This window comes from Actinokineospora lacus (assembly GCF_053813445.1).
Genome location: NZ_JBQERA010000004.1, coordinates 419,698 through 442,125 on the forward strand (window position 1 = coordinate 419,698; position 22,428 = coordinate 442,125).

At 73.1% G+C, this 22,428-nt stretch carries 23 protein-coding genes; 7 read left to right on the top strand and 16 right to left on the bottom strand.

Going from position 1 to position 22,428, the window contains the following annotated elements:
• The first annotated feature begins 22 nt into the window (after window positions 1-22).
• Genes ACTG9Q_RS12785 through ACTG9Q_RS12795 form a run of 3 tightly spaced genes read left to right on the top strand, consistent with a single transcriptional unit; the run spans window position 23 to window position 3,148 of the window.
• Window positions 23-1,321, top strand: a complete 1,299-nt coding sequence (locus tag ACTG9Q_RS12785) for a tetratricopeptide repeat protein (RefSeq protein WP_455572939.1) — start codon at window positions 23-25, stop codon at window positions 1,319-1,321.
• Complete coding sequence (locus ACTG9Q_RS12790; RefSeq protein ID WP_455572940.1) at window positions 1,318-2,808, top strand: nickel/cobalt transporter; 1,491 nt, start codon at window positions 1,318-1,320, stop codon at window positions 2,806-2,808. Before ACTG9Q_RS12785 ends, ACTG9Q_RS12790 begins: the two co-directional genes overlap by 4 nt.
• A 7-nt stretch (window positions 2,809-2,815) precedes the next feature.
• Window positions 2,816-3,148 (top strand): hypothetical protein, encoded by a 333-nt coding sequence (locus tag ACTG9Q_RS12795; protein ID WP_455572941.1) that lies wholly within the window; start codon window positions 2,816-2,818, stop codon window positions 3,146-3,148.
• Between the two features lie 249 nt (window positions 3,149-3,397).
• Here the strand turns inward: ACTG9Q_RS12795 and ACTG9Q_RS12800 are convergent, their stop codons facing one another.
• From ACTG9Q_RS12800 to ACTG9Q_RS12810, 3 genes are read right to left on the bottom strand one after another with little or no spacing between them, the layout of a single operon-like run.
• Complete coding sequence (locus tag ACTG9Q_RS12800; protein WP_455572942.1) at window positions 3,398-4,036, bottom strand: nitroreductase family protein; 639 nt, start codon at window positions 4,034-4,036, stop codon at window positions 3,398-3,400.
• A 17-nt stretch (window positions 4,037-4,053) separates the two neighbouring features.
• Window positions 4,054-5,232 carry a cytochrome P450 gene (locus ACTG9Q_RS12805; protein ID WP_455572943.1) on the bottom strand — a complete coding sequence of 393 codons (1,179 nt, stop codon included), beginning with the start codon at window positions 5,230-5,232 and terminating at the stop codon, window positions 4,054-4,056.
• Window positions 5,229-5,936 (bottom strand): hypothetical protein, encoded by a 708-nt coding sequence (locus ACTG9Q_RS12810; RefSeq protein WP_455572944.1) that lies wholly within the window; start codon window positions 5,934-5,936, stop codon window positions 5,229-5,231. Before ACTG9Q_RS12810 ends, ACTG9Q_RS12805 begins: the two co-directional genes overlap by 4 nt.
• Before the next feature lie 16 nt (window positions 5,937-5,952).
• Between ACTG9Q_RS12810 and ACTG9Q_RS12815 the strand changes: the two genes are divergently transcribed.
• On the top strand, window positions 5,953-6,087 hold the full coding sequence (locus tag ACTG9Q_RS12815; protein WP_455572945.1) for a hypothetical protein: 135 nt from the start codon (window positions 5,953-5,955) through the stop codon (window positions 6,085-6,087).
• A 4-nt stretch (window positions 6,088-6,091) separates the two neighbouring features.
• On the opposite strand, the gene ACTG9Q_RS12820 is transcribed toward ACTG9Q_RS12815, so the two are convergent.
• The 3 genes from ACTG9Q_RS12820 to ACTG9Q_RS12830 are packed head-to-tail and all read right to left on the bottom strand — an operon-like array spanning window position 6,092 to window position 10,214.
• Complete coding sequence (locus tag ACTG9Q_RS12820; protein WP_455572946.1) at window positions 6,092-8,713, bottom strand: PEP/pyruvate-binding domain-containing protein; 2,622 nt, start codon at window positions 8,711-8,713, stop codon at window positions 6,092-6,094.
• Complete coding sequence (locus ACTG9Q_RS12825) at window positions 8,713-9,375, bottom strand: methyltransferase family protein (RefSeq protein WP_455572947.1); 663 nt, start codon at window positions 9,373-9,375, stop codon at window positions 8,713-8,715. Before ACTG9Q_RS12825 ends, ACTG9Q_RS12820 begins: the two co-directional genes overlap by 1 nt.
• Window positions 9,372-10,214, bottom strand: a complete 843-nt coding sequence (locus tag ACTG9Q_RS12830; RefSeq protein ID WP_455572948.1) for a hypothetical protein — start codon at window positions 10,212-10,214, stop codon at window positions 9,372-9,374. The genes ACTG9Q_RS12825 and ACTG9Q_RS12830 overlap by 4 nt, the downstream gene beginning before the upstream one ends.
• Before the next feature lie 575 nt (window positions 10,215-10,789).
• Between ACTG9Q_RS12830 and ACTG9Q_RS12835 the strand changes: the two genes are divergently transcribed.
• On the top strand, window positions 10,790-12,253 hold the full coding sequence (locus tag ACTG9Q_RS12835; RefSeq protein ID WP_455572949.1) for a phosphatase PAP2 family protein: 1,464 nt from the start codon (window positions 10,790-10,792) through the stop codon (window positions 12,251-12,253).
• Here ACTG9Q_RS12835 and ACTG9Q_RS12840 read toward each other — a convergent pair whose 3' ends face one another.
• From ACTG9Q_RS12840 to ACTG9Q_RS12855, 4 genes are all read right to left on the bottom strand, one after another.
• Entirely contained in the window at window positions 12,254-12,814 is a 561-nt protein-coding gene (locus ACTG9Q_RS12840) for a DUF305 domain-containing protein (RefSeq protein WP_455572950.1), read from the bottom strand.
• A 57-nt stretch (window positions 12,815-12,871) separates the two neighbouring features.
• Entirely contained in the window at window positions 12,872-14,605 is a 1,734-nt protein-coding gene (locus ACTG9Q_RS12845; RefSeq protein ID WP_455572951.1) for a discoidin domain-containing protein, read from the bottom strand.
• 1 nt (window position 14,606) lies between these two features.
• On the bottom strand, window positions 14,607-15,506 hold the full coding sequence (locus ACTG9Q_RS12850) for a DUF1996 domain-containing protein (RefSeq protein WP_455572952.1): 900 nt from the start codon (window positions 15,504-15,506) through the stop codon (window positions 14,607-14,609).
• A 290-nt stretch (window positions 15,507-15,796) separates the two neighbouring features.
• Window positions 15,797-16,237 (bottom strand): hypothetical protein, encoded by a 441-nt coding sequence (locus tag ACTG9Q_RS12855; RefSeq protein ID WP_455572953.1) that lies wholly within the window; start codon window positions 16,235-16,237, stop codon window positions 15,797-15,799.
• Window positions 16,238-16,435: 198 nt separating this feature from the next.
• Here ACTG9Q_RS12855 and ACTG9Q_RS12860 point away from each other — a divergent pair, with 198 nt between their 5' ends.
• Window positions 16,436-17,833, top strand: a complete 1,398-nt coding sequence (locus ACTG9Q_RS12860; protein WP_455572954.1) for a hypothetical protein — start codon at window positions 16,436-16,438, stop codon at window positions 17,831-17,833.
• A gap of 200 nt (window positions 17,834-18,033) precedes the next feature.
• Window positions 18,034-18,924, top strand: coding sequence for a peptidoglycan-binding protein (locus ACTG9Q_RS12865; RefSeq protein WP_455572955.1), 891 nt, complete (start codon window positions 18,034-18,036; stop codon window positions 18,922-18,924).
• A 35-nt stretch (window positions 18,925-18,959) separates the two neighbouring features.
• On the opposite strand, the gene ACTG9Q_RS12870 is transcribed toward ACTG9Q_RS12865, so the two are convergent.
• The 6 genes from ACTG9Q_RS12870 to ACTG9Q_RS12895 form a co-directional block, all read right to left on the bottom strand.
• A complete protein-coding gene (locus ACTG9Q_RS12870; protein WP_455572956.1) occupies window positions 18,960-19,472 on the bottom strand; it encodes a hypothetical protein in 513 nt (170 codons plus the stop codon).
• Window positions 19,473-19,535: 63 nt separating this feature from the next.
• Window positions 19,536-19,718: a hypothetical protein gene (locus ACTG9Q_RS12875; protein WP_455572957.1), complete on the bottom strand. Its 183-nt coding sequence runs from the start codon at window positions 19,716-19,718 to the stop codon at window positions 19,536-19,538.
• Window positions 19,715-20,635 carry a peptidoglycan-binding domain-containing protein gene (locus tag ACTG9Q_RS12880; RefSeq protein WP_455572958.1) on the bottom strand — a complete coding sequence of 307 codons (921 nt, stop codon included), beginning with the start codon at window positions 20,633-20,635 and terminating at the stop codon, window positions 19,715-19,717. Before ACTG9Q_RS12880 ends, ACTG9Q_RS12875 begins: the two co-directional genes overlap by 4 nt.
• The gene (locus ACTG9Q_RS12885; protein ID WP_455572959.1) at window positions 20,632-21,159 is read right to left on the bottom strand and encodes a TlpA family protein disulfide reductase; all 528 of its coding nucleotides are present in this window, start codon (window positions 21,157-21,159) and stop codon (window positions 20,632-20,634) included. The genes ACTG9Q_RS12880 and ACTG9Q_RS12885 overlap by 4 nt, the downstream gene beginning before the upstream one ends.
• On the bottom strand, window positions 21,156-21,707 hold the full coding sequence (locus ACTG9Q_RS12890) for a MauE/DoxX family redox-associated membrane protein (protein WP_455572960.1): 552 nt from the start codon (window positions 21,705-21,707) through the stop codon (window positions 21,156-21,158). Before ACTG9Q_RS12890 ends, ACTG9Q_RS12885 begins: the two co-directional genes overlap by 4 nt.
• 4 nt (window positions 21,708-21,711) lie before the next feature.
• Window positions 21,712-22,416 carry a hypothetical protein gene (locus ACTG9Q_RS12895; RefSeq protein ID WP_455572961.1) on the bottom strand — a complete coding sequence of 235 codons (705 nt, stop codon included), beginning with the start codon at window positions 22,414-22,416 and terminating at the stop codon, window positions 21,712-21,714.
• Window positions 22,417-22,428: the final 12 nt, after the last annotated feature.

The following is a 22,428-nucleotide window of genomic DNA, read 5'->3' on the forward strand; positions in this document are numbered from 1 at the left end:
CGCCTTTCCCCGGAGATCCGCCATGCCATCCACCAGGAAGTTCCTCGCCGTCGTCGCGCTCGGCGGGGGCATCGCCCTGCTCGGCGCGACGGTCTCCGCCCTCACCGACGCCCCGCAGGCGCCAGCGGTCCCGCAGACGAACCAGTCCGCCGAGACCTCCGACCTCAACCGCGCCATCTCCGCGGCGCAGGACCGGCTGCGCACCCTCCCGGACGACGCCGCCACCTGGGCGCTGCTGGGCACCGCCTACGTGGAGCAGGCGCGCGTCACCGGCAACCCGTCGTACTACGCCAAGGCCGACGGCGCCCTCGCCACCGCGATGGAGCACGAGCCCGACAACGCCGCGGCCCTGGTCGGGATGGGCGCGCTCGCCAACGCCCGCCACGACTTCGCCGCCGCCCGGGACTGGGGCGAGAAGGCCCGCGAGGTCGCACCGGGCGCCGCCGAGGTCCACGGCGTCCTGACCGACGCCTACACCCAGCTCGGCCTGACCGCGGCGGCGACCGAGGCCGTCCAGCGGATGCTCGACATCGAACCGGGGGTGCCCTCCTTCACCCGCGCCGCCTACGACCTCGAACAGCGCGGCGACACCGGCACCGCCCGCCAGGCCCTCGAACGGGCCCTGACCGCCGCGACCAGCACAGCCGACCGCTCGTTCTGCCACTACCAGCTCGGCGAACTCGCCTTCGACACCGGCGACCTCGACGCCGCCGCCGGGCACTACGGCGACGGCCTGCGCGCCGATCCCGCGAACCCCGCGCTCCGGCAAGGCCAGGCCAAGACCGCGGCGGCGCGCGGCGACCTCGACACGGCTGTCGCCGGGTACCAGGACGTGACCGCGCGCATGCCCCTGCCGCAGTACCTGCACGAGTACGCCGTGCTCCTGCTCGCCGCGGAGCGGCCCGACGAGGCCCGAGCCCAGTTCGCCGTGCTTGAGCAGCAGCGCACGCTGGCCGAGGCGGCGGGCGCGGGTGACGACCTGGCCGACTCCGCGGTCGCGGCCGACCGCGGTGACGCCGCCACCGCGCTGCGCCTGGCCAGGGCGGAGTGGGACCGCAGGCAGCACGTCCTGGTCGCCGACGCCCTGGCCTGGGCGCTGCACCTGTCCGGCGAGCACACCGAGGCCCTCGCCTACGCCGACAGGGCGGCGGCCGGTGGCTGGCGCAACGCCACCTTCGCCTACCACCGGGGCATGATCCTCGCCGCGCTCGATCGCGACGCCGAGGCCGCCGCCGAGCTGGACCGGGCGCTGGCCACCAACCCCGGCTTCTCCCCGCTGCACGCCCCCGCCGCCCGCCGAGCCCTGGAGGACCTGCGATGAGGCGCGCCGCCGCACTGCTGCTCCTGACCGCGGGCGCGTTCCTGGCGGTCCCCGGCCTCGCGCAGGCCCACCCCTTGGGCAACTTCACCGTCAACCACTACAACGGCATCACCCTCGCCCCCGATGAGGTGCGGCTGCGGGCGGTCATCGACCTGGCCGAGATCCCGACCGTGCAGGAACGGGCCGCGATCAGGGCCCCCGGATACGCCGAGGGGCAGTGCGCGGGCTTGGCCGCCGCCGCCACCGCATCGGTGGACGGGACCGCGCTGAGCTGGACCGCGGCCTCGTCGTCGGTGGAGTTCCCGCCCGGTGAGGCAGGCCTGGCCACAACCCGGGTGACCTGCGAGTTCACAGCGGCGGCCGGCTTGGGCTCCGAGGCCGAGTTCGCCTTCGCCGACACCTACCGCCCAGACCGCGTCGGCTGGCACGAGCTGACCATCCGCGGCGACGGCGTGGCCGTCCTCGACCCGCCCGTCCCGGCGGTCAGCGTCAGCGACGAGCTGCGCGCCTACCCCGAGGACCTGCTCGCCGACCCCGTCGACGTGCGCGCGGCCACCGTCCGGGTACGCCCTGGGCCCGACGCGGGCACAGCCGCCGAGCTGGAGTCGACCGCCACCGGCCTGGACACCCTGGTCGCGAAGGCCACCTCGGCCTTCACCGACCTCGCGGGCACCCGCGACCTCACCCCCGTCGTCGGCGTGCTCGCCGTCCTGCTCTCGCTGCTGCTCGGCGCCTCGCACGCGGCGCTTCCCGGGCACGGCAAGACGATCATCGCCGCCTACCTGGCAGGCAGGCAGGGGTCTACAAAGGACGCCCTGCTCGTGGGCGCGACGGTCACGGTCACCCACACCGCCGGGGTCCTCGTCCTCGGCCTGCTGATCAGCGCGTCCAGTGCCATCGCCGGTGAGGGAGTGCTGCGCTGGCTCGGCATCGCCAGCGGCCTCCTGGTCGCCGCGATCGGGGTCGCCCTGCTCAGGTCCGCCCTCCGCCGCCGCCTGACCGCACCCGCGGAACTCGCCCTGGCCGGTCACAGTCCGGGGCACGAGCATCAGGACGACCACGAGCCCAGCCATGGGCACGGCCACGGACATGGGCACGGTCACGGACGTGGGCACGGTCACGGCCATGGGCACGGACATGGGCAGTGGGGGCGACTGGACCGGGCGGGCTTGGTGGGAATGGGCATCGCCGGTGGGCTCGTCCCGAGCCCGTCCGCCCTGGTGGTGCTGCTCGGCGCGATCGGGCTGGGCCGGACCTGGTTCGGCGTGGTCCTCGTCCTCGGCTACGGCCTGGGCATGGCCGCCACCCTCACCGCCGTCGGACTGGTCCTGGTCCGCGTGCGCGACCGCCTGCACCACCTCGAGCGCTTCGGCGCGCTCCGCAGGCGCGCGGCCCGGCTCACGCGACTCCTGCCCGTCATCACCGCCACCCTCGTCCTCCTCGTCGGCATCGGGCTCACCGCCCGCGCCGCCGCCGGACTCGGATAGGAACACCATGCGCCGCCTGCCGCTCCCCCCGCTCCTGGTCTCCCTGCTCCTGGTCACCGCCTGCACAACCACACCGGACCCGGGCCCCCGCTTCGACGACGAGGCCCAGAACCCCGACCTCACCTGCGTCCAGCACCAACCCGCGCCACCGGGTCCCCGCTACACCGACCCCGCCCAGCGCGACACCGCCGACACCCTCGCCCTGCTCCGCTACTACACCACCCACAACGCCAAGCCCTACTGCGACAACCAGGCCCCAACCCCCGCCGACCGCGCCTGGGCCCAGGTCTACACCGACCTCGGCGGCAACCCCGCCAACGTCACCAACCGCCTCGGATAAGCGGCCCGCGCAGGCGTCCGGACACCACCGACGGCGTTGTTGCCGCCGGTGGACCCGGAGTCACCCGAGTCGCCGGAGTTCCCGGAGCGGGCGGTGTTGCGGCTGTCGGCGTCGCCGCCGCTGCCCCCGACCGCACGCGAGGTGGTGTCGCCTCCCGCGGTGGCGTCACCACGGCTCAGACGCCGGGCGGTCACTCCGGCGCTGATGCGACGTGGTGTCCCAGTAGGAGCCGCGAAGTCCTCAAGGTGGTCACCAGTGTCCGATGTGGACCGATGAGGCCAGGGGCGGGCGGGGGGCGGGTTGGAAGTCGGCGCCGTGGTGGTAGGCGGTGGGGATCAGGGCTGCCTGGTGGACTCCGTCGGGGATGCCGAGGAGGTCGGCGACCTTCTTCTCGTGGCGCAGGTGGGCCGCTGTCCAGGTCGTGCCGAGGCCGCGGGTGCGGGCGGCGAGCATGTAGCTCCAGATGGCGGGCATCAGGGTTCCCCACAGGCCCGCCTGGTTGCCCTCGGGGAGCGGGGCGCCGGTTTGCAGGCAGGCCAGGACCAGGACGGGCACCTTGCCGAGGTTGCGCGCGAGGTGCGCCGCACTGCCGAACGAGCGTTCGTGGGTGCCGGACAACCCGATCGTGCTCACCCCGGACCACTGTTCCTCGAACGCCGAGCGGTAGACCTTCCCGATCGCCGCGCGGGTTCCCGGGTCGGTGACGATGATCCAGTGGGGGGCGGCGCGGCCTGAGCCGCACGGGGCCTGCTGGGCGATCCGCAGGCACTCCTCGACGAGGGCGGGCGGGACCGGGCGGGTCAGGTCCAGGCGCCTGCGGACCGAGCGGGTGCGGGTCAGCAGCGCGTCCGGGTCCAGTGAGAGCGGGGTGGCGGGCAGGGAGAGCATGGGGCTCCTCGGGTCGATCACCATGCGACGGGGAGTTCCCACAGGCCGCGGACGAACATGTCGGTGCGCCAGCGCAGGTCCGGCTCGGGGACGGCGACCCGCAGGTCGGGGAAGGCGTCGCGCAGCGCGGTGACGCCGACGCGCAGCTCCAGGCGGGCGAGTTCGGCGCCGAGGCAGTGGTGGGCGCCGTGGCCGAAGGCGACGTGCGGGTTCGGCGCCCGGTCGGCGTCGAGGGTGTCGGCGTCCGGGAACACGGCGGGGTCGCGGTTCGCGGCGTCGGGGATCGGGACGATGACCTCGCCCGCGCGCACCACCTGGCCGTGGGACAGCTCCACGTCGACCGTGGCCACGTGCGGGACGCCGCCGGTGCCGTTGCCGCAGACGAACCGCAGGATCTCCTCGATGACCCGGTCGAGCGGGCGGTTCGCCAGCTCGGGGCGGCGCAACAGGTGGTGGACGACGGTCGAGAGGGCGTTGCTGGTGGTCTCGTAGCCCGCCACCAGCATGCCCGCGGTCAGGACGACCGCCTCGACGTGGCTCAGCGCCCGCTCCGGCGTGCGGGGGTTCAGCATCTCCGCCACGAGGCCCGGCACCGCGCGGCCCGCGTCGAGCTCGGCCCGCACGCCGCCGACGAACGCGGCGAAGTACGCCTGGAACTCGGCGTGGGCGCGGGTGACGGTCTCCTCGGGGTAGCGGCCGATGGACATCATCGGGTCGACCCACGGCTTGAACAGCGCCGCGTCCTGCTCGGGCAGGCCCAGCACGCGGCACATCACCCGCAGGGTGAACGGCACGGTGAAGCCCGCGACCAGGTCGGCCGGGTTCCCGGACTCGGCCAGCTCGGCGACCTGCGCCTTGGCGACCTCCTCGACCATCGGCGCCAGCTCGCGGGTCTGGCGGGCGGTGAACGCGTGCGCCACCGCCGAGCGGCGGCGGGTGTGGTCGGGGGCGTCGACGGTGATCAGCGGCAGCGACTCCGACGACCGGGCGAACAGCGTGCCGACGTAGGCGGAGCGGCTGAAGCGCGGGTCGGACAGCACGAGCCGCACGTCCTGGTACCGGGTCGCCAGCCGCGCCTCGCGGCCGTTGGCGAGGCGGACCCTCGGCAGCACCGGGCACCCGCGCAGCTCGGCGTACTCCGGCGGCGGCTCGCTGCCAGGGCCCACGGCGAACGGGAAGGACGGCAGGTCGGTCACAGCAGCTCCACGAGGTTGGCGATCAGGGGGCCTGCGAAGCCCGCGAGCAGGAAGCCCGCGGCCAACCCGTACGGCCAGCGCGGCAGCCGCCGGAAGCGCAGGGCGGCCACGGCCGGGATCACCAGCGGCAGCACCACGACCAGCGCGGCGGGCGACCACGGCCGGGCCGCCGCGGCGAGCAGGGCGATCGCCACGACCGCGCAGCCGATGGCGGCCGCCGCGGTGCCGCGGACGCCGATGGCGCGCACGTAGGTCCGCTCCCCCGGTCCCGGCTGCCTGATCGTCTTGCGGGCGAACTCGAAGTGGGCGAACAGCACCGTGGCCACCACGACCCCGACCGCGCCCGACCACGACGGCCCCAGCCCGAGCGAGTGCAGCAGCCCGGCGTAGAGGAACGCGTTGAGCAGCAGCTGTACCGGCAGGCTCAGCGCGAAGTTCACGAACAGCGCGTCGCCCGATGGCCACCCCGTGCGCCGCTCCGCGGTGACCATCACCGCGACGTAGCCGAGCTGGGCGGCCAGGACCGCCATGACCGCCGGGCGCCACGCGTTGGCCGCGAGCACCACGGCCGACCCGACGGCGAGCAGCACCGCGAGGTCCTGTGTGGACACATCGCCGCGGGCCAGCGGTCGGTCCGGATTGCGCTCGCGGTCGTAGTCCAGGTCGCGGATGTCGTCGACCGCGCGCATCAGCAGCAGGTTCACCAGCAGCGTCGCGACCGTGACCAGAATCCCGAAGTCGGGCAGCCACCCGGTGATCCGGGCGTCGGTCAGCGCGCACGCCGCCGTCGTGCCCAGCCCCCAGAACAGCGCCAGCGGCAGGTACGCCGCGGGCGGGAAGCTGCCCGCGACGTAGCCTGCTAGCCGGGCAGCAAGCGCACCGTTCCCGCCGCGCCGTCCACCTCGACCATCGCCCCGTCCTCGATCAGCGACGTCGCGTTCGGCACCGCCACCACGGTCGGGATGCCCAGGAGCCTGCCCGTGATCGCGGTGTGCGAGAGCAGTGTGCCCCGCTCCACCACCATCCCGCGGGCCGCCGTCATGAGGAACAGCCATCCTGGGTCGGTCTCCTTCGCGACGATGATGTGGTCTCGGCAGGACTCGGGATCGATCGACGGGTCGAGCACGACCCGCGCCGGGTAGCGCACGACGCCCTTGCTCGATGGCAGGCCGCGCAGCTCGGTGGGGCGGTCGGCGCCGTGGGCGGGCGCCACGCGCGCGGGCAGGCCGTCGGCCACGGGCCGGTCGTGGGCGGTGCTCAGCCGGGCGTCGAGGTCCGGCCGGGCGGTGGCCGCGAGCCGCTCGGCGCGCCTGCGGGCCACGGTGGCCCGCAGGTCGGTGTCGAGCAGGGTGCCGTCGTAGGCGCCGAAGACCTCCTCGACGGACAGGTCGACCACGTCGGCGCGCTCGTCGAGCCGCCCGGCCGCGACCAGGTGGTCGCCGAGCCGCCAGAGCACCTCCCTGGTCAGGCCGTAGAGCTGGCTGCGGCAGTAGCGGGTGTCCTCGCGGGTCTTGACGAACCAGCGCAGCCCGGCCGCCAGCGCGCGGATCACCTTCCTGCGCACCGGGTTCGGGCACTTGGCCCGCAGGTCGGCTTCGGCGTCGGCGCGGCCTGCGAGCTCCTTGACGCGGCTGTCGGCGACGGTGAGCCCGCCGCGGACCATCGGCCGGAGCATGTCGACGACCATGCCCGGCCGCTGCCGGGGTGAGGGCTCCTCCAGCTTGAGGTCGTGCAGCGCGCGGTCGCCGAAGCGGCGCAGGTGCTCGGCCGCGGCGGCGGCGACGCGCTCGCCGTGCTCACCGCCGACGACGTCGGCCCACACCTCGTCGGCCGGGCCGTCGCACACGCGCGCGGCGAGCACCGGGTCGGCGGCGAACAGCTCGGCGAGGGCGATCGCGGAGCGCACGCCCAGCACGGAGCGGTTCTCGGCGCCGCCGAGCAGCAGGCCGCCGATGATCCGCTTGTCGTCGGCGCCCACCCAGCGGCGCAGCAGCGCGGAGGTGGCCGTCGCCCAGGACAGCAGGTAGACGGAGTTCATCAGGGTGATGCCCCACCGCTCCCCCACCTGCGCCCACATCGCGCGGTGGAAGGCGATCAGCTCGTCGGGGGACCACCCGGCCATCCCGTCGGCCCGCTCGACCAGGTCGTCCCACCAGCCCAGGAACCCGCGCACCGACCCGCGCAGCTTCGCCAGCCGGACCAGCAGGCCCGGCACGGTGGGCAGGGCGCGCGCGAAGTCGGCGCGGGTGGGCGGCTTCGCCTCGTCCAGGCCCATCGACTGCTCCCACCACGGCCGCACCAGCGGGAAGGCGGGGATCTGGCCGTGCAGGGCGAACCAGGCGTCGAGCCGGTAGTAGACGCGGCCGTCGAGCAGCCCGATCATCCGGTCCAGGTGGTGCTTCTTGTCGGCCAGCCCGCGCTCGGACACCCCGAGCCTGCGGTAGGCGTCGTGGAAGGCCAGCTTGTAGAACTCGCGGGCCTGGGAGAAGGTCAGCGCGCCGCAGACGCCGGGGAAGCTCTCGGTGATGTTGTGGTTGCTCCACGGGACCCGCGGCGCGTCGGGCGGCGTGGCGAACACGACGGGCCGGGCCTGCACGAGGTGGACGCGGCCGTCGGGGGTGATGGTGCCCTCGATGTCCTGGGCAAGCCCGAAGAACGCCTCGACCTTGCCCGCGAGGTCGTTGACCCGGCGGGCGAGGTCGTCGGACAGCACCGGGGCGTCGGCGAGGTCGGCAGGCACCGCGGTGGTGACGGGTCCGTCGTCGCCGCGGGTCATCATCCACCGCTTGGTCACCACGTCGGCGCGGACCGCGTCGCCATCGACGTAGAAGTGGTCCACGTCGGCGCGCTCCTGCACGACGCCCTCGCCGATCCCGTGCGCGGCGGCGATCACGCCGCAGGACTCGCCGGTGCGCGGGTCGCGGCTGAACGCCACGAACGACCTGGTCCCCAGGACCATCCGCTGCACCCCGACCGCCACCCGCGCCGAGTCCGCCGCCAGCCCGCGGCGCGCGCGGTAGGCGACGGACTCCGGGCTCAGCCCGGACGCCCAGCACCGGACGACGGCGGCGGGCACGTCGGCGGGGCGGACGTAGAGGAACGAGTCGGTCAGCCCGGCGAAGGCGTCGGTGGCGCCGTCCTCGCCGACCCCGCGCTCATCGGCCACCACGCACGCCCGCACGGCGACCAGCCCGCCCATCGCCTCGGCGGCGGCCACCAGTTCCCCCGCCAGGTCGGCGGGGACCTCGGTGGCGGCGATGGCCGCTCTGGCCGTCCGCGCCCAGGCGAGCAGATCGGTTTCCGATGTGGACGGAGGCGGGTCCAGCCCTTCGGTGGCGGTGTCGAAGGCCGACACCGGGACGCAGGTGAACTCCGGGACCGCGAAACCCGCGTGGCGCAGCACCTCCTGGCGGGCGAACTTGTGGCCCACGACCGTGGCGTCGACCAGCCGGTCGTCACCGGGGCCGATCAGCGCCGCCATCACCACACCCCCGGGATCAGCCGGGACCGGGTGGCGGCGAAGGCCGGGTAGCCCGGCAGCGGCCACAGGACCCGCTCCTCGGTCAGCACGCGCCAGCAGAGCGCGGCGGCGAGCAGGGCCAGCGCGACCACGGCGGCCGGGTTGAGGAAGAAGGCGACGAACCCGGCGTTGGCCAGCAGCATCCCGGAGTACGCCGGGTGCCGCAGGACCCGGTACGGGCCGTGGGTGACCAGCTCGTGGTCGTCGCGCCTGACCACGTGGTGGGTGTACTGGCTGCCCAGCGCCCGGATCGCGGCGAACCGCAGCGCGACCCCGGCGGCGAACACCGCGACCGGCACGCCGAGCCACGGCGACCACCCCGACCACGGCACGGCGGGCAGCACGGCGCAGATCCCCACCAGCGTGCGCGCCGACGCGTACGCCGTCAGCGTGCGGCTCTCGGCCGCCTCGTGCGAGGGCTCCTGGAACGTCACCCGCGTCTCCAGCACGACCCACGCCAGGTAGGCCGCCATGAGCAGCCCGGCGGCCAGGCGGACCGGGTCGCCCGCCGCCGCGAGGTGCGTGACCGCGCGGACGACCAGCAGCGCGCCGCCCGCGACGAACAGCACCCTGGTGAACAGCGTGGCCGGGCTCACCGGCCGCCGGTCGACAGCGACGCTCACGGGACCGACACCTCGCCGCGCATCCGCCGGTAGACCGCGGGCTTGGCGGAGAAGTAGTCGTAGTCGACCCGGCCCGCGGGCTCGCCGTCGACGAGGATGTCCATTCCCGACTTGTGCCTGCTGCGCGGCACCGGGGTCTGCCGCCTGCTCAGCCGGACCTCCCCGGTCAGGCCGCAGGCCACCTCGACATCGAGGCCGAGCAGCACCAGCGTGGTGTCGGGCGCGCGGCCGAACTCCTGGTGGCACAGCAGGGTGCCGAACTGGCGCGAGGCGTCGATCAGCGTCTCCACGCGCAGCGGGGCGCCGGGGGCGGTCGCCAGCCGGTGGCCGGGCACCGGGCGCCGGACGTCGACAGAGGACACCTCCCCGTCGATCACCGGGGTCCCGATCAGCACGTTCTCCGGCCGGTGCCGGTGCACCAGCACCGGATCGGCGGGCGCCGTCGCCCTGACCTCCCGCTGTCTCCCCGGACGGGCCGCCGTCGGCCGGAACACGACGCTGCCATCGCACACGACGCGCTCGCCCTGGGCGACGCGCAGCGCGGTCGCCCCCGGCAGCGGCACCGCCTCCAGCTCCACCGGGCCGACCAGCTCGCAGAACGCCGGGAACTCCAGCGACAGCGACATCCACGCCCCCGGCTCCTCCGGAGCCCCGATCCCGCCGCGGCGCACCATGTCGAGCAGGCCGCTGACCAGCGCCATCCCCGGCATGTGGTCGAGCGGGTGGTCGAAGAAGTACGGGTCGTGCCGGGACACCTCCAGCCTGGCGACCTGGCGCAGATCCCGAGCGACCCACCGCTCCGGCGCGCAGACGTCGACACGTTCGCTGACGACGGTCATCGGCCACCCTCGATTCAGTCAGACACCACCATGCCGAGGAGATCGCCACGGAGATCAGGACCTGTCCTTGGTAACAGCCGATCCTGATACGGCCCTGATCGACGGCGCTCGCGCCACGGGCTTCCTCGGCCTGACAGGCGTGTTGACCACTGGCGGCACAGCGGACTTCCGAAGTGGACGTCGCGCGCATTTGGCCGGGTCTATTCGGCACGAATTGATGGTGGGGCAGGCCACGGCCTGCCCCACCATCCATCAGCGAACGATCTCGCTGTGGTTCAGCATGATCTGGTCCACGACAAACAACTGCGCCTCCTCCCAACGTCGTCGGCGGACGATACGCACGCAGGAGCGGCACTGGTTCGCTTGCCGAACCACCGCTGCTCGTGGCGGGCGTCACTGAGACAGCGCCTGTGGTCCTCTCCGTGATCGCCTGTAACGCACAGCTCATGGGTCGTTCATGGGCTCGGCTGGCGGGTGCGCGCGGTTGGTTTCAGGTGTCTTGGGTCATCGGCGTGGAGGTGCTCGTGGTTGGGGGTATGTAAGCCGGGAGGTGACCCCGACCGGAAGGAGTGATCGTGCGGTTACACCCGCCGAAAGGACCCGTGGAGCGGTTCGCGCTGCGGAGCACGGGCGCGCTGGTCGCCGTTGTCGTCGTGGCGGTCGGATTCGCCCTGACGGCAGCGCTGGTGCGCGGGGAGTGGGCGCCGTTGCGGCAGCTCGACACCACTCTCTCCCGGGCGCTGACCGGGTGGGTCGGCGGGAACGGGGTGCTCGAGAACGTCCTCGTCGGCATCACCGACCTGGGCGGCACCCCCATGTTGGTGTGGCTGCTCGTCGTGGGGGTGGCGTGGCTGCTGCTGCGTCGGCAGCCGCGGTTGGCGGTGTACGTCGCGGTGAGCGCCGCGGGTGCGATGATCCTGAACTCCGTGGTCAAGGAGCTCGTCGCCAGGCTGCGACCGGAGGTGGATGGCCAGTTCTACGCGGTGGCGGGCTGGAGCTTCCCGAGCGGGCACTCGATGAGTTCCTTCGTCTTCTACGGGGTGCTGGCGCTGGTGTTCGCCCCACTGCTCCACGGCGCCCCGCGGCGGCTGTTCATCACCGCGGTCGCCCTCTTGGTCGTCGCCATCGGGTTCACCCGGATGGCGCTCGGGGCGCACTACCTCACCGACGTCATCAGCGGCTGGCTGCTGGGCGCGCTGTGGTTGGCGTCCACGACTGTCGCCTTCCACCGGTGGCGGCAGGAGGCGCACATCCCCGAGACCGGCGCCCTGCCCGGTGACGTGGCCGCCGACGACGCCGCCGATCTGCGACCGGTGCCCGAGCACCACCCGCCGGGACTGCCGCACCCCTGGCGCAAGCTCGGCGTGCTCGTGACCGGCTGGGTCCTGCTCGTCGGGGTGATGTTCTGGCTCGGCACGCTGCTCACCGCCGGTCCGCGACCCCCCGCGATCGACCTGGCCGTCACCGCCTGGATGGTCGAGCACCACAACCCGCACGTGACGGCGGTCCTGGAGCTGCTCGGCGAGCTCGGTTCCACAGGTGTGATCATCACCGGCGCCCTCGTCGTGGGACCGCTGGCCATCGCGATCACCCGCAGCTGGCAGCCACTGGCGTTCCTCGGCCTGGCGCTGGCAGGGGAGATCACCCTGTTCCTGACCATGACCACGCTGGTCGACCGGCGCCGTCCCGACATCTCGCAGCTCAACCCGGACCTGCCGCCGACCTCCAGCTTCCCCTCCGGCCACGTCGCCGCCACCATCACCCTGCTCACCGCCACGGCCCTGCTCGCCCACGCGGTCACCACCCGCTGGTGGCGGTGGGTCCCCACCGCGCTGGCCGTCACGGTCGTGACCCTCGTCGCCGTCCAACGCCTCTACTCGGGCGTCCACCACCTCACCGACGTCGCGGGGTCCCTGGTGCTGGCACTGACCTGGACGTTCCTCACCTGGCGGGTGATCTGCCCACACGGCGTGGAGTCCGCACCCCGTCCGAGCACAGCGCCCGCGAGGACCGTCGAGTACGCCGAACGGGGTCGCTGACTAGGAAGTCGCGTTCTCCAGCAGGCTCCGCTGCGCGGGCGCCGACACCGAGATCCCCTCGGCCAGCTCCCGCACGGCGGCGCTCTCCCCGGCCTTCCGCACGCCATCGGCCAACAGCACCGTCTGGTCCAGGTGCGCCCCGGCCAGCCTGCGCAGTTCCCGGTCGAACTCCGCGCCGTCGCTGTCGCGCATCACCACCAAGGCGGCGTCGGTGACCATCCCGGGCATCGCGTGGCCCGCGTGGATGTCCGTGTCCGGGATGCCCGCCGCCACCCGCAACTCCTCCAGCGCCTTCAGCTGCGCCCGCACCTCGGCCCGCAGGGCGGTCGCGGTGTCGCGCAGGGCCGGGCCGCCCCGGTCGGGGGCCAGGTCCAGCAGGGCGGCCAGGTTCTTGTCCATCGAGATCATCAGCTGGAGCCAGGCCGTGTCCGTCGCGTTGAAGCCCGCCACCGGGGCGGGCGCGGTCGGGGCGGGCTCTGCCGGGGCGGGCTCCGAAGTGGACGGCGGCTGCGCGCACGACGACAGCAGGAGAAGGGTGAGCGCCACCAGCAGCACGCGCACGGGGACCTCCCGGGAAGAGGGCGCCGCCCCCGGGACAAGGGGCGGCGCCCGGACCGATCACTGATAGACGCGCACGTAATCCACCAGCATCCGCTGCGGGAACACGGTGCTGGCATCGGGCGGACCCGGCCAGTCCCCGCCGACGGCGTTGTTGAGCAGGATGAAGAACGGGTGGTCGAACACCCAGGGCCCGCGGGTCGACTCGACGACGGCCTTGTCCACGGTGTGCACGAGGTTCCCGTCGATGGTGAACCGCATCCCCCGGCTGTCCCAGTCCACGGCGAAGACGTGGAACCCGGCGGCGAAGTCCGCCCCGCCCGGCAGCGAGTACATCTGGCCGATGCCCCCGCCGCCGAAGTAGGCGGGCCCGTGGATGGTCTGGTACGCGGTGTTCGGCTCCCGGCCCAGGTGCTCCATGATGTCGATCTCGCCACTGTTCGGCCACGGCGTGCCGTTGTCGAAGATGTTCGAGCCCAGCATCCAGAACGCGGGCCACAGGCCCTTGGTGCCCGACACCCTGATCCGGGCCTCCATGCGCCCGTACGTCCACGTCGCCCGGCCGTGGGTGATCAGCCGCGCCGACGTGTACTGGCAGGTGCCGCTGCCCGAGACCGGGTCGACCGGGCAGGCGGAGCCCGGGGTGACCTCGCGCCTGGCCTCCAGCACCATGTTGCCCGCGCCGTCGGTGAAGGCGTTGCGGTTGTCGGTGTAGTACTGGAGCTCGTTGTTCTGCGCCGTCCCCACCTCGGGACGCCACTTCGCCGGGTCCGGCCGGGTGCCCGCCGCGGTGTTGAACTCGTCGCTCCACACCAGCTGCTTCGGGTCGCGCGGGTCGGGCGGGATGACCGGCTGCGCGCCGCCCGCCCCACCGGTGCCCCACACCTGGAACTCCCACAGCGAGTACCCGTACGGGCTGCCGCGCTGCGTCCCGTACATCCGCACGTAGCGGCCGGAGCCGGTGACGTTCAGCGTCTGCTTGAAACCCGCACCCGTGGTGGTGTTGAAGATGCTGGTCCAGGTGACGCCGTCGGCGGACGTCTGGATCTGGAACGACCGCCCGAAGGCGGGGTCCCACTGCAGGACGACCCGGCTGATCTGCGCCATGGCGCCGAGGTCGACCCGGACCCAGCCGGGGTCGACCCAGCCGGTGGTGGCGCTGGTGGCCCACCGGGTGGCCGGGTCGAAGTCGACCGCCTTGTCCGCGGTGCAGCCCCGGCACTGCGCGTCGTCCTGTTGGGACGACGCGGTGACGGGCCTGTTGTAGGAGAGCAGGCGCTCACCAGGTGGCTGCGGGTCCGACGTCCCGGCGTGCACGGCGAACTCCCACAGCGAGTACCCGTACTGGGTGGCCCGCGCGGTGCCGTGGACCCGGACGTAACGGCCTGCCCCGGCGAAGGTCAGGTTCTGGACGCCACCGGTGCCCGCGGCCGTCGTGTACACAGTGGACCACGTGGTCCCGTTGGTGGACAACTGGATCTGGAAGGCGCGGCCGTAGGCGGCCTCCCAGTTCAGGGTGGCCCCGCACAGGGTGGTGGTGGTCCCGAGGTCGACCTGGAGCCACTGCGGGTCGGCGAAGGCGCTCGACCAGCGGGTGCCCAGGTTGCCGTCGACCGCGGCCGCCGCCGTGAACGGGCTGCCCGTCTCGACCGAGGACGCGGTGACCGGTTTGCCCTGCGCGATGTTGGCCGTCGGGCAGGGCGCGGCCTGGGCGCTCAGTGGGGCTGGCGGAACGGCCAGCCCCACTGCCGCCGCGACAACGGCCAGCGCCGTCAACGCGCGGTGCGCCCGCACGTCAGGACGGCCGTCCGTCGGCGCCGCACTTGATCACGGGACGGATGCAGTCGCGAACCCGGCGCTCCAGCTCGGCGACCGGCCAGACGTTGAAGAAGTCCGCGTGCATCGTGTAGCCGGCTCCGGAAGCCAGGCGCAGCCCCTGGGAGCTCGGCAGCCCGCTCACCGGGTACCGCAGCACCTGGCGCAGCTTGGGCACCGGCACCGGGTGGCTGGCCGGGCAGGCCTGGTTGACCGGGTAGGCCATGTGGCTCTTGTGGTCGGCGGAGTCCAGGTTGCGGCCGTCCCAGCACTGCGGGAAGTCCAAGTAGGACTCCAGCATCGTGCCCGACGGGCAGTTCACGAAGTCCTTCGACGGCGGGACGTGCCCAGCGTGCAGGCACGACCAGCGGGCGATGCTGTCGTTGGGACCGGTCGCCTTGGCGTTGCCCGCCACGATCCGCAGGCCCAGCGGGAACGGCTGGATCTGCGCGGTGATCTCGGGGCGGACGCCCTCGCCGAGGTAGTAGAACGTGGTGCCGGTCGGCTCCACGGCCTGGTTGTTGCGGTACATCGTCGGCACCCAGTACGAGGAGATGTCGACGCTCGGGTTGCAGCTGCCGCCGGAGCGCTGCAGGGACGCCAGGTTGGAGTGGGCGTTCGTCGAGCTGTTGCCGAAGAAGCTGTGCATGTGCGATGCGCCCGGGAGGTTGGGCAGCACGATCGGGTCGTCGGGGAGCCGGTGGGTGAAGGGGCATTCCGCCAGGAACTCGGAGACGCGCACGACCTGCGTGCCCGGCTCGCCCGCGGGGGCCTCACCCGCGGAGGCGGAGCCGGAGACCAGGACGGTCGCCGCCAGGCTGCACAGGACGGCGGACGCGGTGACCGTGCGCCGGATCAGCCGTCGGAAGGTGGGTGTCATGTCACTCCTGTCGCAGGGAAATGTTTGGGACAGGCACGCCGAGCCCGCATGCTGGGGACACATCACGAAATCGGTTCCGGAACCGGTTCCGTCAGCGATAAGCCATTTAACAATGACGAAACATTCGAGGTCAACAGGTTTGTTGCGCACGACGACAAATACCCCCCGTCCGGCCTAGTCGGGGGCGCTGATCCGCAGGTCAGGGCTGGCGCTCGCAGCCGGTCCCACTCCGGCGCGTCGGCATCGATTGTGACGGCCGAGGCCGGCTCCAGGGCCGCCGTGACGATCCGTCAGCGGCGGCCGGTGGCCAGGATGACGAGGAACTGGCCGCCGCCCGGCTCGACGTCCGCGGTCACCGGCAAGCCGGGCACCAGCCGGGAGAACCGGTCCACCAGCCAGTCCGCGGCCTCTTGGGCGTCCCGCCTGGTCGGGCAGCGGGCGACCATCTCGCGGCCCCCCTTGCGCTCCAGCCGCCCGGCCACGGTGATCAGCGGCGCGGGCTCGACCACGTGCAGGCGGTCCGGCCACGCGATGACCACCTTGACCGCGCCCTTGCGGGTGTTGCACCCGCGGTGCGCGAGCCGCTCGACGAGCTTGGCCTTCCGGTCGGCGGTGCGGCTGTCGACGCTGGGCCCGCGCGGGTCGTTCACCGACATGTCGGGATCGACCGGCTCGTCGCACACCCAGCACCGCCAGCCGTCGCGCTCGGCCACTTCATCAAGGAGGCTCACCCCCGCAAACTAGCCTGCCGCACCGCCATCCCGCGCACCACCCACACCGCCGATCAGCCGCGGCCCGCACGCGCGATCGGCAGTTCGTCGGCAGGAACCATCGGGACAGCACGGACGCGATCAAGGGCGGGACAGGCGCCCCTAAGGTCGTTTCTGGTTCGTTCCTTCGAGAAAGGGGCTTGCGAGATGGTGAAAGGCGTGCGTGGGCTGCTGGCCGCGCTCCTGGTGGTGACGGCGGTGACGTGGCCGGGTTCGGGGACCGCGGCCGCGGCTGTGACGTCGTGGACGCTGACAACCGCGCAGCGGCAGGCGTACCTGTCCTACTACGCGCCGGTGATTTTCAAGCGGGGGGACGAGAGCAGTGGGCGGGAGGGGACCGACTGGCTGTCCAATTACGACTTCGACCGCGATGGCGACTACTCCAACAACCGGGTGAACTGGCGCAACGTCAACCAGTACACCATGGCGGGGGCTTACGGGCACTGGCGCATCCGGCCGACGCTTTACACGGCGCTGATCGAGTACTCCGAGAACGGCGTGAAGAACCTCGTGCTGCTCTACCACGTCTACAACGCCGCCGACAAGGACTTCAAGGACATCCACGACTGGGAGCGCGTCGAGATCGTCCTGCGCGGGGTCAACGGCACCCCGGGTTCCGGTGAGGCGTTCTCCCACGCCACCATCACCGCCCACCATGACCACACGATGCGCCGGGCGAGCGACAGCGCGATCAACTTCATGCCGACCGCCACCGGCAGGCACCTGATGCTGTGGCAGGCGGACGGCAGCGACGTCGACAGCATCACCGTCAACCGCCACGGCCACGAGCTGCGCTTCGCCACCTTCACGTGGAACACCATCGCCGCGCGCAAGGAGAGCACGAGCCGGGCCGAGGTCGACATCAACAACGACGACGAGAAGAACGTGCACTACGTCTTCGTCCCGGACCGCTCCCCGGCGGCGGTGTCCTCGTGGCGGGCGCAGGCGATCACCCCGTCGACGGCGTACAGCCTGGCCAGCAAGGTCGACGACGACACCTGGGTGCCGTGGCACGCCACCAAGCGCGCCACCTACGAGCTCCAGGACCTCGCCGACGTCTTCCCCACGCACTGGCAGCACTCGAACTGGTACACCCACTGGCTGAGCAGCAAGTCCAGCGACGTGCTGCTGGAGTCCCCCATCACCAACGAGTACGGGGCCGCCGAGGTGAGCGCGGGCCTGCAGCGCTTCTACACAGCCTCGCGCAACGCGGGTGACTCCGACCTCACCGACGGCCGCGAGGGCATCCCCTCCAAGGGCTGGTTCTACGGCGACTACTCCGGCGAGGAGAACGCCGACGAGATCTCCGGCTCCGACAACTTCGGCGGCTACGAGGGCACCGGCCTCGACAGCCTGGGCCGCACCCGCGGCGCCGCCAGCGGTGACTACGCCTCGCACAACGCCTACTGGCGCCAGCACGACTTCTTCGTCCACACCGGAGTCGTCAACACCGCCAAGACCCGTGAGGCGGGCGTCTGGCTGACCGGCCAGTGGTACACCGCCGCCAACGGCGGCTTCGACGGCCGCTGGGTCCAACTGTTCGAAGACCTCCCCTAACACCTGTCGGATGGGGACTCCTGGTTGGTCCGCTGCGCGGGCACCGGGTCAGCCAGGAGTCCCATCGTGGCCGTCCGGCCGAGCGGGATCTGGGTCCGGATTGCTCCGGAAAGCCGATGCTGTGGGAGATTGGCAGTGATACTGCTTACCGTGTGACAAATTCCCTGCGAATGACACTCGCATCTCTCCTCAGTGTGGTGATGGCGTTGGCGCTCGCCATCGGTGTGGCGCCCGCGGCGTCGGCGGCGACGGCGTGGCCGGTCATCGGCAGTGGGGCGAGCGGGCCGAACGTGACGTCGGCCCAGTACCTGCTCCGCGGCCACGGGCACGGCATCACCGCTGATGGCCTCTACGGCTCGCAGACCGTGACCGCTGTTCGCTCTTTCCAGCAGGCCAGGGGTCTGGGGGTGGACGGCATCATCGGCGGGCAGACCTGGGGCGCGCTGATCTCCACGGTTCGCGAGGGCTCCAGCGGCGAGGCGGTGCGCGCCGTGCAGACCGCGCTGAACAAGCACGGGTTCGGCATCGGCGTCGACGGGCAGTTCGGGCCCGCCACGACCAGCGCCGCCCGCTCGTTCCAGAGCCGCGTGGGGCTGTCGGTCGATGGCATCGTCGGCCCGGCGACCTGGCAGGAGCTGATCGGCCAGGCCGGGTCCGGCGGCGGCGGTTTCTCCCTGCCGCTGCCGAGGTCCGCGCTGCCCCGCAGCGAGTACGACGACCCGCACCACGACTACCCCGCCATCGATCTCCCCGTCGGCACCGGCACCGCCGCCTACGCCGTGCGCTCCGGCGTGGCCAACCGCGTCAACGACTCCAGCTGCGGCCTCGGCATCCGGCTCAGCGGCGACGACGGCGCGGTGTACATCTACTGCCACTTCTCCGCCTGGTCGGTCGCCTCCGGCGCCAGGGTCAGCGCGGGCACCCGGATCGGCTCCACCGGGAACACCGGCAACTCCACCGGACCGCACCTGCACTTCGGGATCAAGACCGGCGCCACCAACCGCTGCCCGCAGCGGTACCTGCTGGCCATCTACGACGGGGTGACCCCGCCGTCGGCGGCGAGCCTGCCCACCTCGGGCTGCTCCTACTGACCGGCGAACCCGTGCTGCCACAGCGTTTCGGCGCATCAGGTGAGTAGGAACAGCGCCAGGCAGGCCGCGACGGCGAGCGCGCCGCCGACGGTGATGGCGCGCAGCCGCGAACGCAGTGCGCGATCCCAGTCCTCCTGCCTGCCCGAGGCGTACCGGACCAGCGGGGTGAGCGCCCGGCCGCCGCCGAACCCGATCCCCGCCAGCACCGCGGCGGCGATGCCGGGGCCTGCCAGGAGCAGCGCCGCGGCGAGCACGTAGGGGCTGGTGGCGGAGACGTAGGTGCGCACGCCGGTGCCCAGCTCGAAGCCGAACCGCAGCGCGCCGCGCGTGCCGCGGCGCAGCACGTCCTGCGGGATCTGCCTCGCGTTCTGCGGCAGCGGGAACCGGACGAGACCCGCGTCGCGCAGCACGGCGAGCACGGCGAACGCGATGATCAGGCCGTACCGCACCGCTTGGGGAACCGGCGCCACGAGGCCGCCCAACAGCCACAGCACGACGGCGCTCAGCACGCCGCCCGCCAGCAGGCCCGCCGTGAACGAGCCGAGCACCGTGCCCTGTCGAACCTGGTCCCGCCACCCGGGCGAGGTCAGCGCGAGCGCGCTGTTGCGGGTTCAAACCGAGCCGGAGAGCGTGTAGCCCGCCAGACCGCCGAGCACCGGCCAGACCGCCGCCGACCACCCTACGACGCCGAGCCCCACCCCGGCCGCGGCCAGCACCGCCAGCGGGGCGCGCGGGTCGGTGGCCAGCCGCCGGAGCGCGGACACCGGGGCCGGGCGGGCGTCGCGGTCGGTCACGACGCACCGCCGGTGAGGGTGCGCCAGGTGTTCGGCCCGAGGACGCCGTCGACGGTCAGCCCGTTCTGGCCCTGGAAGTCGCGGGCCGCCGCCGCGGTGCCCGAGCCGAACACGCCGTCGACGGTGAGCCGGTAGCCGTACCTGTTCAGCTGCGACTGGGCGGCCCGCACCTGGTGCCCCGACTCGCCCGAGCGGGTCGTGACCACCAGCTTGGGCCAGGTCGGCGGGTCGACCTTGCCGGTGGTGGCGAGCTGGCCTGCCGACTGGAACTGCCGGACGGCGGTGGTGGTCGCCGAACCGTAGATGCCGTCGACCGTCGTCGGGTACCCGCGGAAGGTGAGCAGGTGCTGCACCGTCAACACGGTCGCGCTCGGGCTGCCGGAGGCGGTGGTCGGCCACGCCACCGACTGCTGGCAGCCGCAGTCGGTGGTCCAGCGGCAGATCGACCGGACCCAGCTGGAGCCGACCTTGCGGTAGCCGTCGTGGCAGCGCCGTTCGATGTGGCAGGCGCACGACCCGCAAGCCCGGTCGTAGCGCCACATCCAGCCGTCGTAGCTGCCGCTGAGGCAGGCGTTGGGCCGCAGCGTCCACGTGACCCCGTCGTTCTTGTGGAAGCCGAGGTTCGCGCCGACGGTCTCGCAGGCGTCGCCGAAGACCATGCTCGGGCCGCAGCCGGGCGAGCAGTTGTGGTCCGCGGCGTAGGAGGGGCAGGTCGGGTAGATGTCGTAGCCGTCGGCGACGGCGCGCCGCACGGCGGGGAACGCGCCGAGCGCGGTCAGCCCCACCACGGTGCCCGCCCGCAGGATGCTCCGCCTCGACAGCGACCAGTCGACACCGGCCCACGAGCGCGACGGCCGACGCCGCTCGACCGGCATCCCCGGGTCTGCTCCCCGCAACGGGGGTACGGCAATGGTCATGGCTGTGCCCTCTCACCGGGTTCGGTGGCGACCAGGCTGGGTCCGCCCGACGTGCCGAGCAGGTCGCGCAGCGCCGCCCGGGAGCCGACCGGCCCGGCCGCCGCCACGCGGCCGTCGGCGCCCACCAGGACGGCGAACGGGGTGGCGATCACGTCGTACGCGGCGAACAGGCCGCCCTGGTGGGCGTGCGCCGTCACGGGGGCGGCGAGCCCGGGGGCGGCGTCGGAGTACAGCGCGTGCACCGACCACCCCGGGCGGTCGCCCGCCAGCCGGGTGGTTTCCGCCAGCGCGTCGACGCAGGTGTGGCAGTCCGGGGTGAGGAAGAGCAGCACGGCGGGCAGCGCCGGGGCGATGCGCTCCACTCCGGGCGCCGGGGTGCCCGGCGCGAGCCCGACCCGCGCCGGGTGCCGCGGCGGGCCTGCCGAGGACAGCGCGTGCACCTGCCGGACCAGGCCCGCCGTCACCAGCGCCAGCAGGAACAGGGCCACCCAGGTCAGGATCAGCGCGCTGGTCTGGAAGCTCATCGGACACCTTCCCGTGGTGCTCGTCGGCCGCCCTGGACGTGCCTGGCCGCGGGCAGCTGCCAGAGCAGGACGGCGAACGTGGCCGCCGCCAGCAGGACCACCAGCGATGGCGGGGCGACCGGGGTGAGCGGCGGTACCGCCCGGGACACGGCCGCGCCCAGCGCCATCGCGGCGAGGGCGAACGCGCGAGCGGCCACCCAGGCGTCCATCGGCACCTCGACCCCTCCGCAGCCGCACGGGCCGGTGCGCCCGCTGCGCACGATGAACAGCGCGTAGGCGCCGTAGCCGGTGAACAGCAGGCCCGATGCCGCCAGCGCGGGCGACACCACGCCGCCGAACCCCAGCAGCCCGGCCAGCAGCGCGATCCCCAAGGCGCCCTCGACCGCGATCACGCAAGCCGCGGCCGCCTTCGCGAGGGAGCGCGGCAGGACCCGGTGCGCGATCAGCGCCGACGGCAGCACGTGCGGTGCGCGCAGGTGCTCGAAGGAGGCGATGAGCAGGGTGACCAGGACGGTGCCCGCCGCCACGCCCGCCGTCAGGGTGAGCATGGGCCTACCCCGGCCTGACCAGCCGCATACCCAGCCTGCCGAGCAGCGTTGGAACCTGGTCGATCTCGGTGTCGGCCAACGGAAGCACGGTCGCCCAGGTGTCCTCACCCGCGAGCACGAAGTACCGGCCGCCGTCGGACAGGGTGTCGGTGAACAGCTCCCCCGACGGGGTCGCCACACCCCGCCACGCGGGCAGCCGGGTGGCCTGCGGCGCCGAGCGCAGCGTCAGCTCGACCAGCCCGAGCCGGGGCACCTGCTTGGTGACGGTGGCGGGTCCGACGGGCTCGCTCGCCGGGGCGAGCGGCCGGATCGTCACGCCGTCGTCATGCTCGGCGATCCGCAGCGCGTTCAGGACGCCGAGCACGGCGCGGGTCGTCACGCCGTAGAAGTGGCTGATCAGACAGCGGTGCTGGCCCTGCCACTCGGCGAGCAGCACGTCCTCCCGCCGGTGGGTGCCCGCGTCGTGCCTACGCGCCCGTCCGATGCGGAGCGTGCCTTCCGCGAAGCGCAGTTCCTCGTCGAACCCGGGCACGCCGAGCGCCGCGGCGAGGTCCGCGCCCAGGCCGGGCACGCCGGAAACCACCTCGTGCCTGCTGCCCCCCACGTTCACCTCGGCCGTGGAGGTGAACGGCTGACCGAGGTCGAACGGGCCCGCGAACTCGTACCGGGTGCCGTCCAGCGCCAGGTGCGCCACCGTGGTCTCGACCATCGCCCATCACCT

Coding starts and splice junctions, on each gene's coding strand:
- ACTG9Q_RS12890 (WP_455572960.1), bottom strand. CDS start 21,707: ATGCTCACCCTGACGGCGGGCGTGGCGGCGGGCACCGTCCTGGTCACC.
- ACTG9Q_RS12785 (WP_455572939.1), top strand. CDS start 23: ATGCCATCCACCAGGAAGTTCCTCGCCGTCGTCGCGCTCGGCGGGGGC.
- ACTG9Q_RS12885 (WP_455572959.1), bottom strand. CDS start 21,159: ATGAGCTTCCAGACCAGCGCGCTGATCCTGACCTGGGTGGCCCTGTTC.
- ACTG9Q_RS12880 (WP_455572958.1), bottom strand. CDS start 20,635: ATGACCATTGCCGTACCCCCGTTGCGGGGAGCAGACCCGGGGATGCCG.
- ACTG9Q_RS12820 (WP_455572946.1), bottom strand. CDS start 8,713: ATGGCGGCGCTGATCGGCCCCGGTGACGACCGGCTGGTCGACGCCACG.
- ACTG9Q_RS12830 (WP_455572948.1), bottom strand. CDS start 10,214: ATGACCGTCGTCAGCGAACGTGTCGACGTCTGCGCGCCGGAGCGGTGG.
- ACTG9Q_RS12895 (WP_455572961.1), bottom strand. CDS start 22,416: ATGGTCGAGACCACGGTGGCGCACCTGGCGCTGGACGGCACCCGGTAC.
- ACTG9Q_RS12800 (WP_455572942.1), bottom strand. CDS start 4,036: ATGCTCTCCCTGCCCGCCACCCCGCTCTCACTGGACCCGGACGCGCTG.
- ACTG9Q_RS12790 (WP_455572940.1), top strand. CDS start 1,318: ATGAGGCGCGCCGCCGCACTGCTGCTCCTGACCGCGGGCGCGTTCCTG.
- ACTG9Q_RS12795 (WP_455572941.1), top strand. CDS start 2,816: ATGCGCCGCCTGCCGCTCCCCCCGCTCCTGGTCTCCCTGCTCCTGGTC.
- ACTG9Q_RS12850 (WP_455572952.1), bottom strand. CDS start 15,506: ATGACACCCACCTTCCGACGGCTGATCCGGCGCACGGTCACCGCGTCC.
- ACTG9Q_RS12865 (WP_455572955.1), top strand. CDS start 18,034: ATGGCGTTGGCGCTCGCCATCGGTGTGGCGCCCGCGGCGTCGGCGGCG.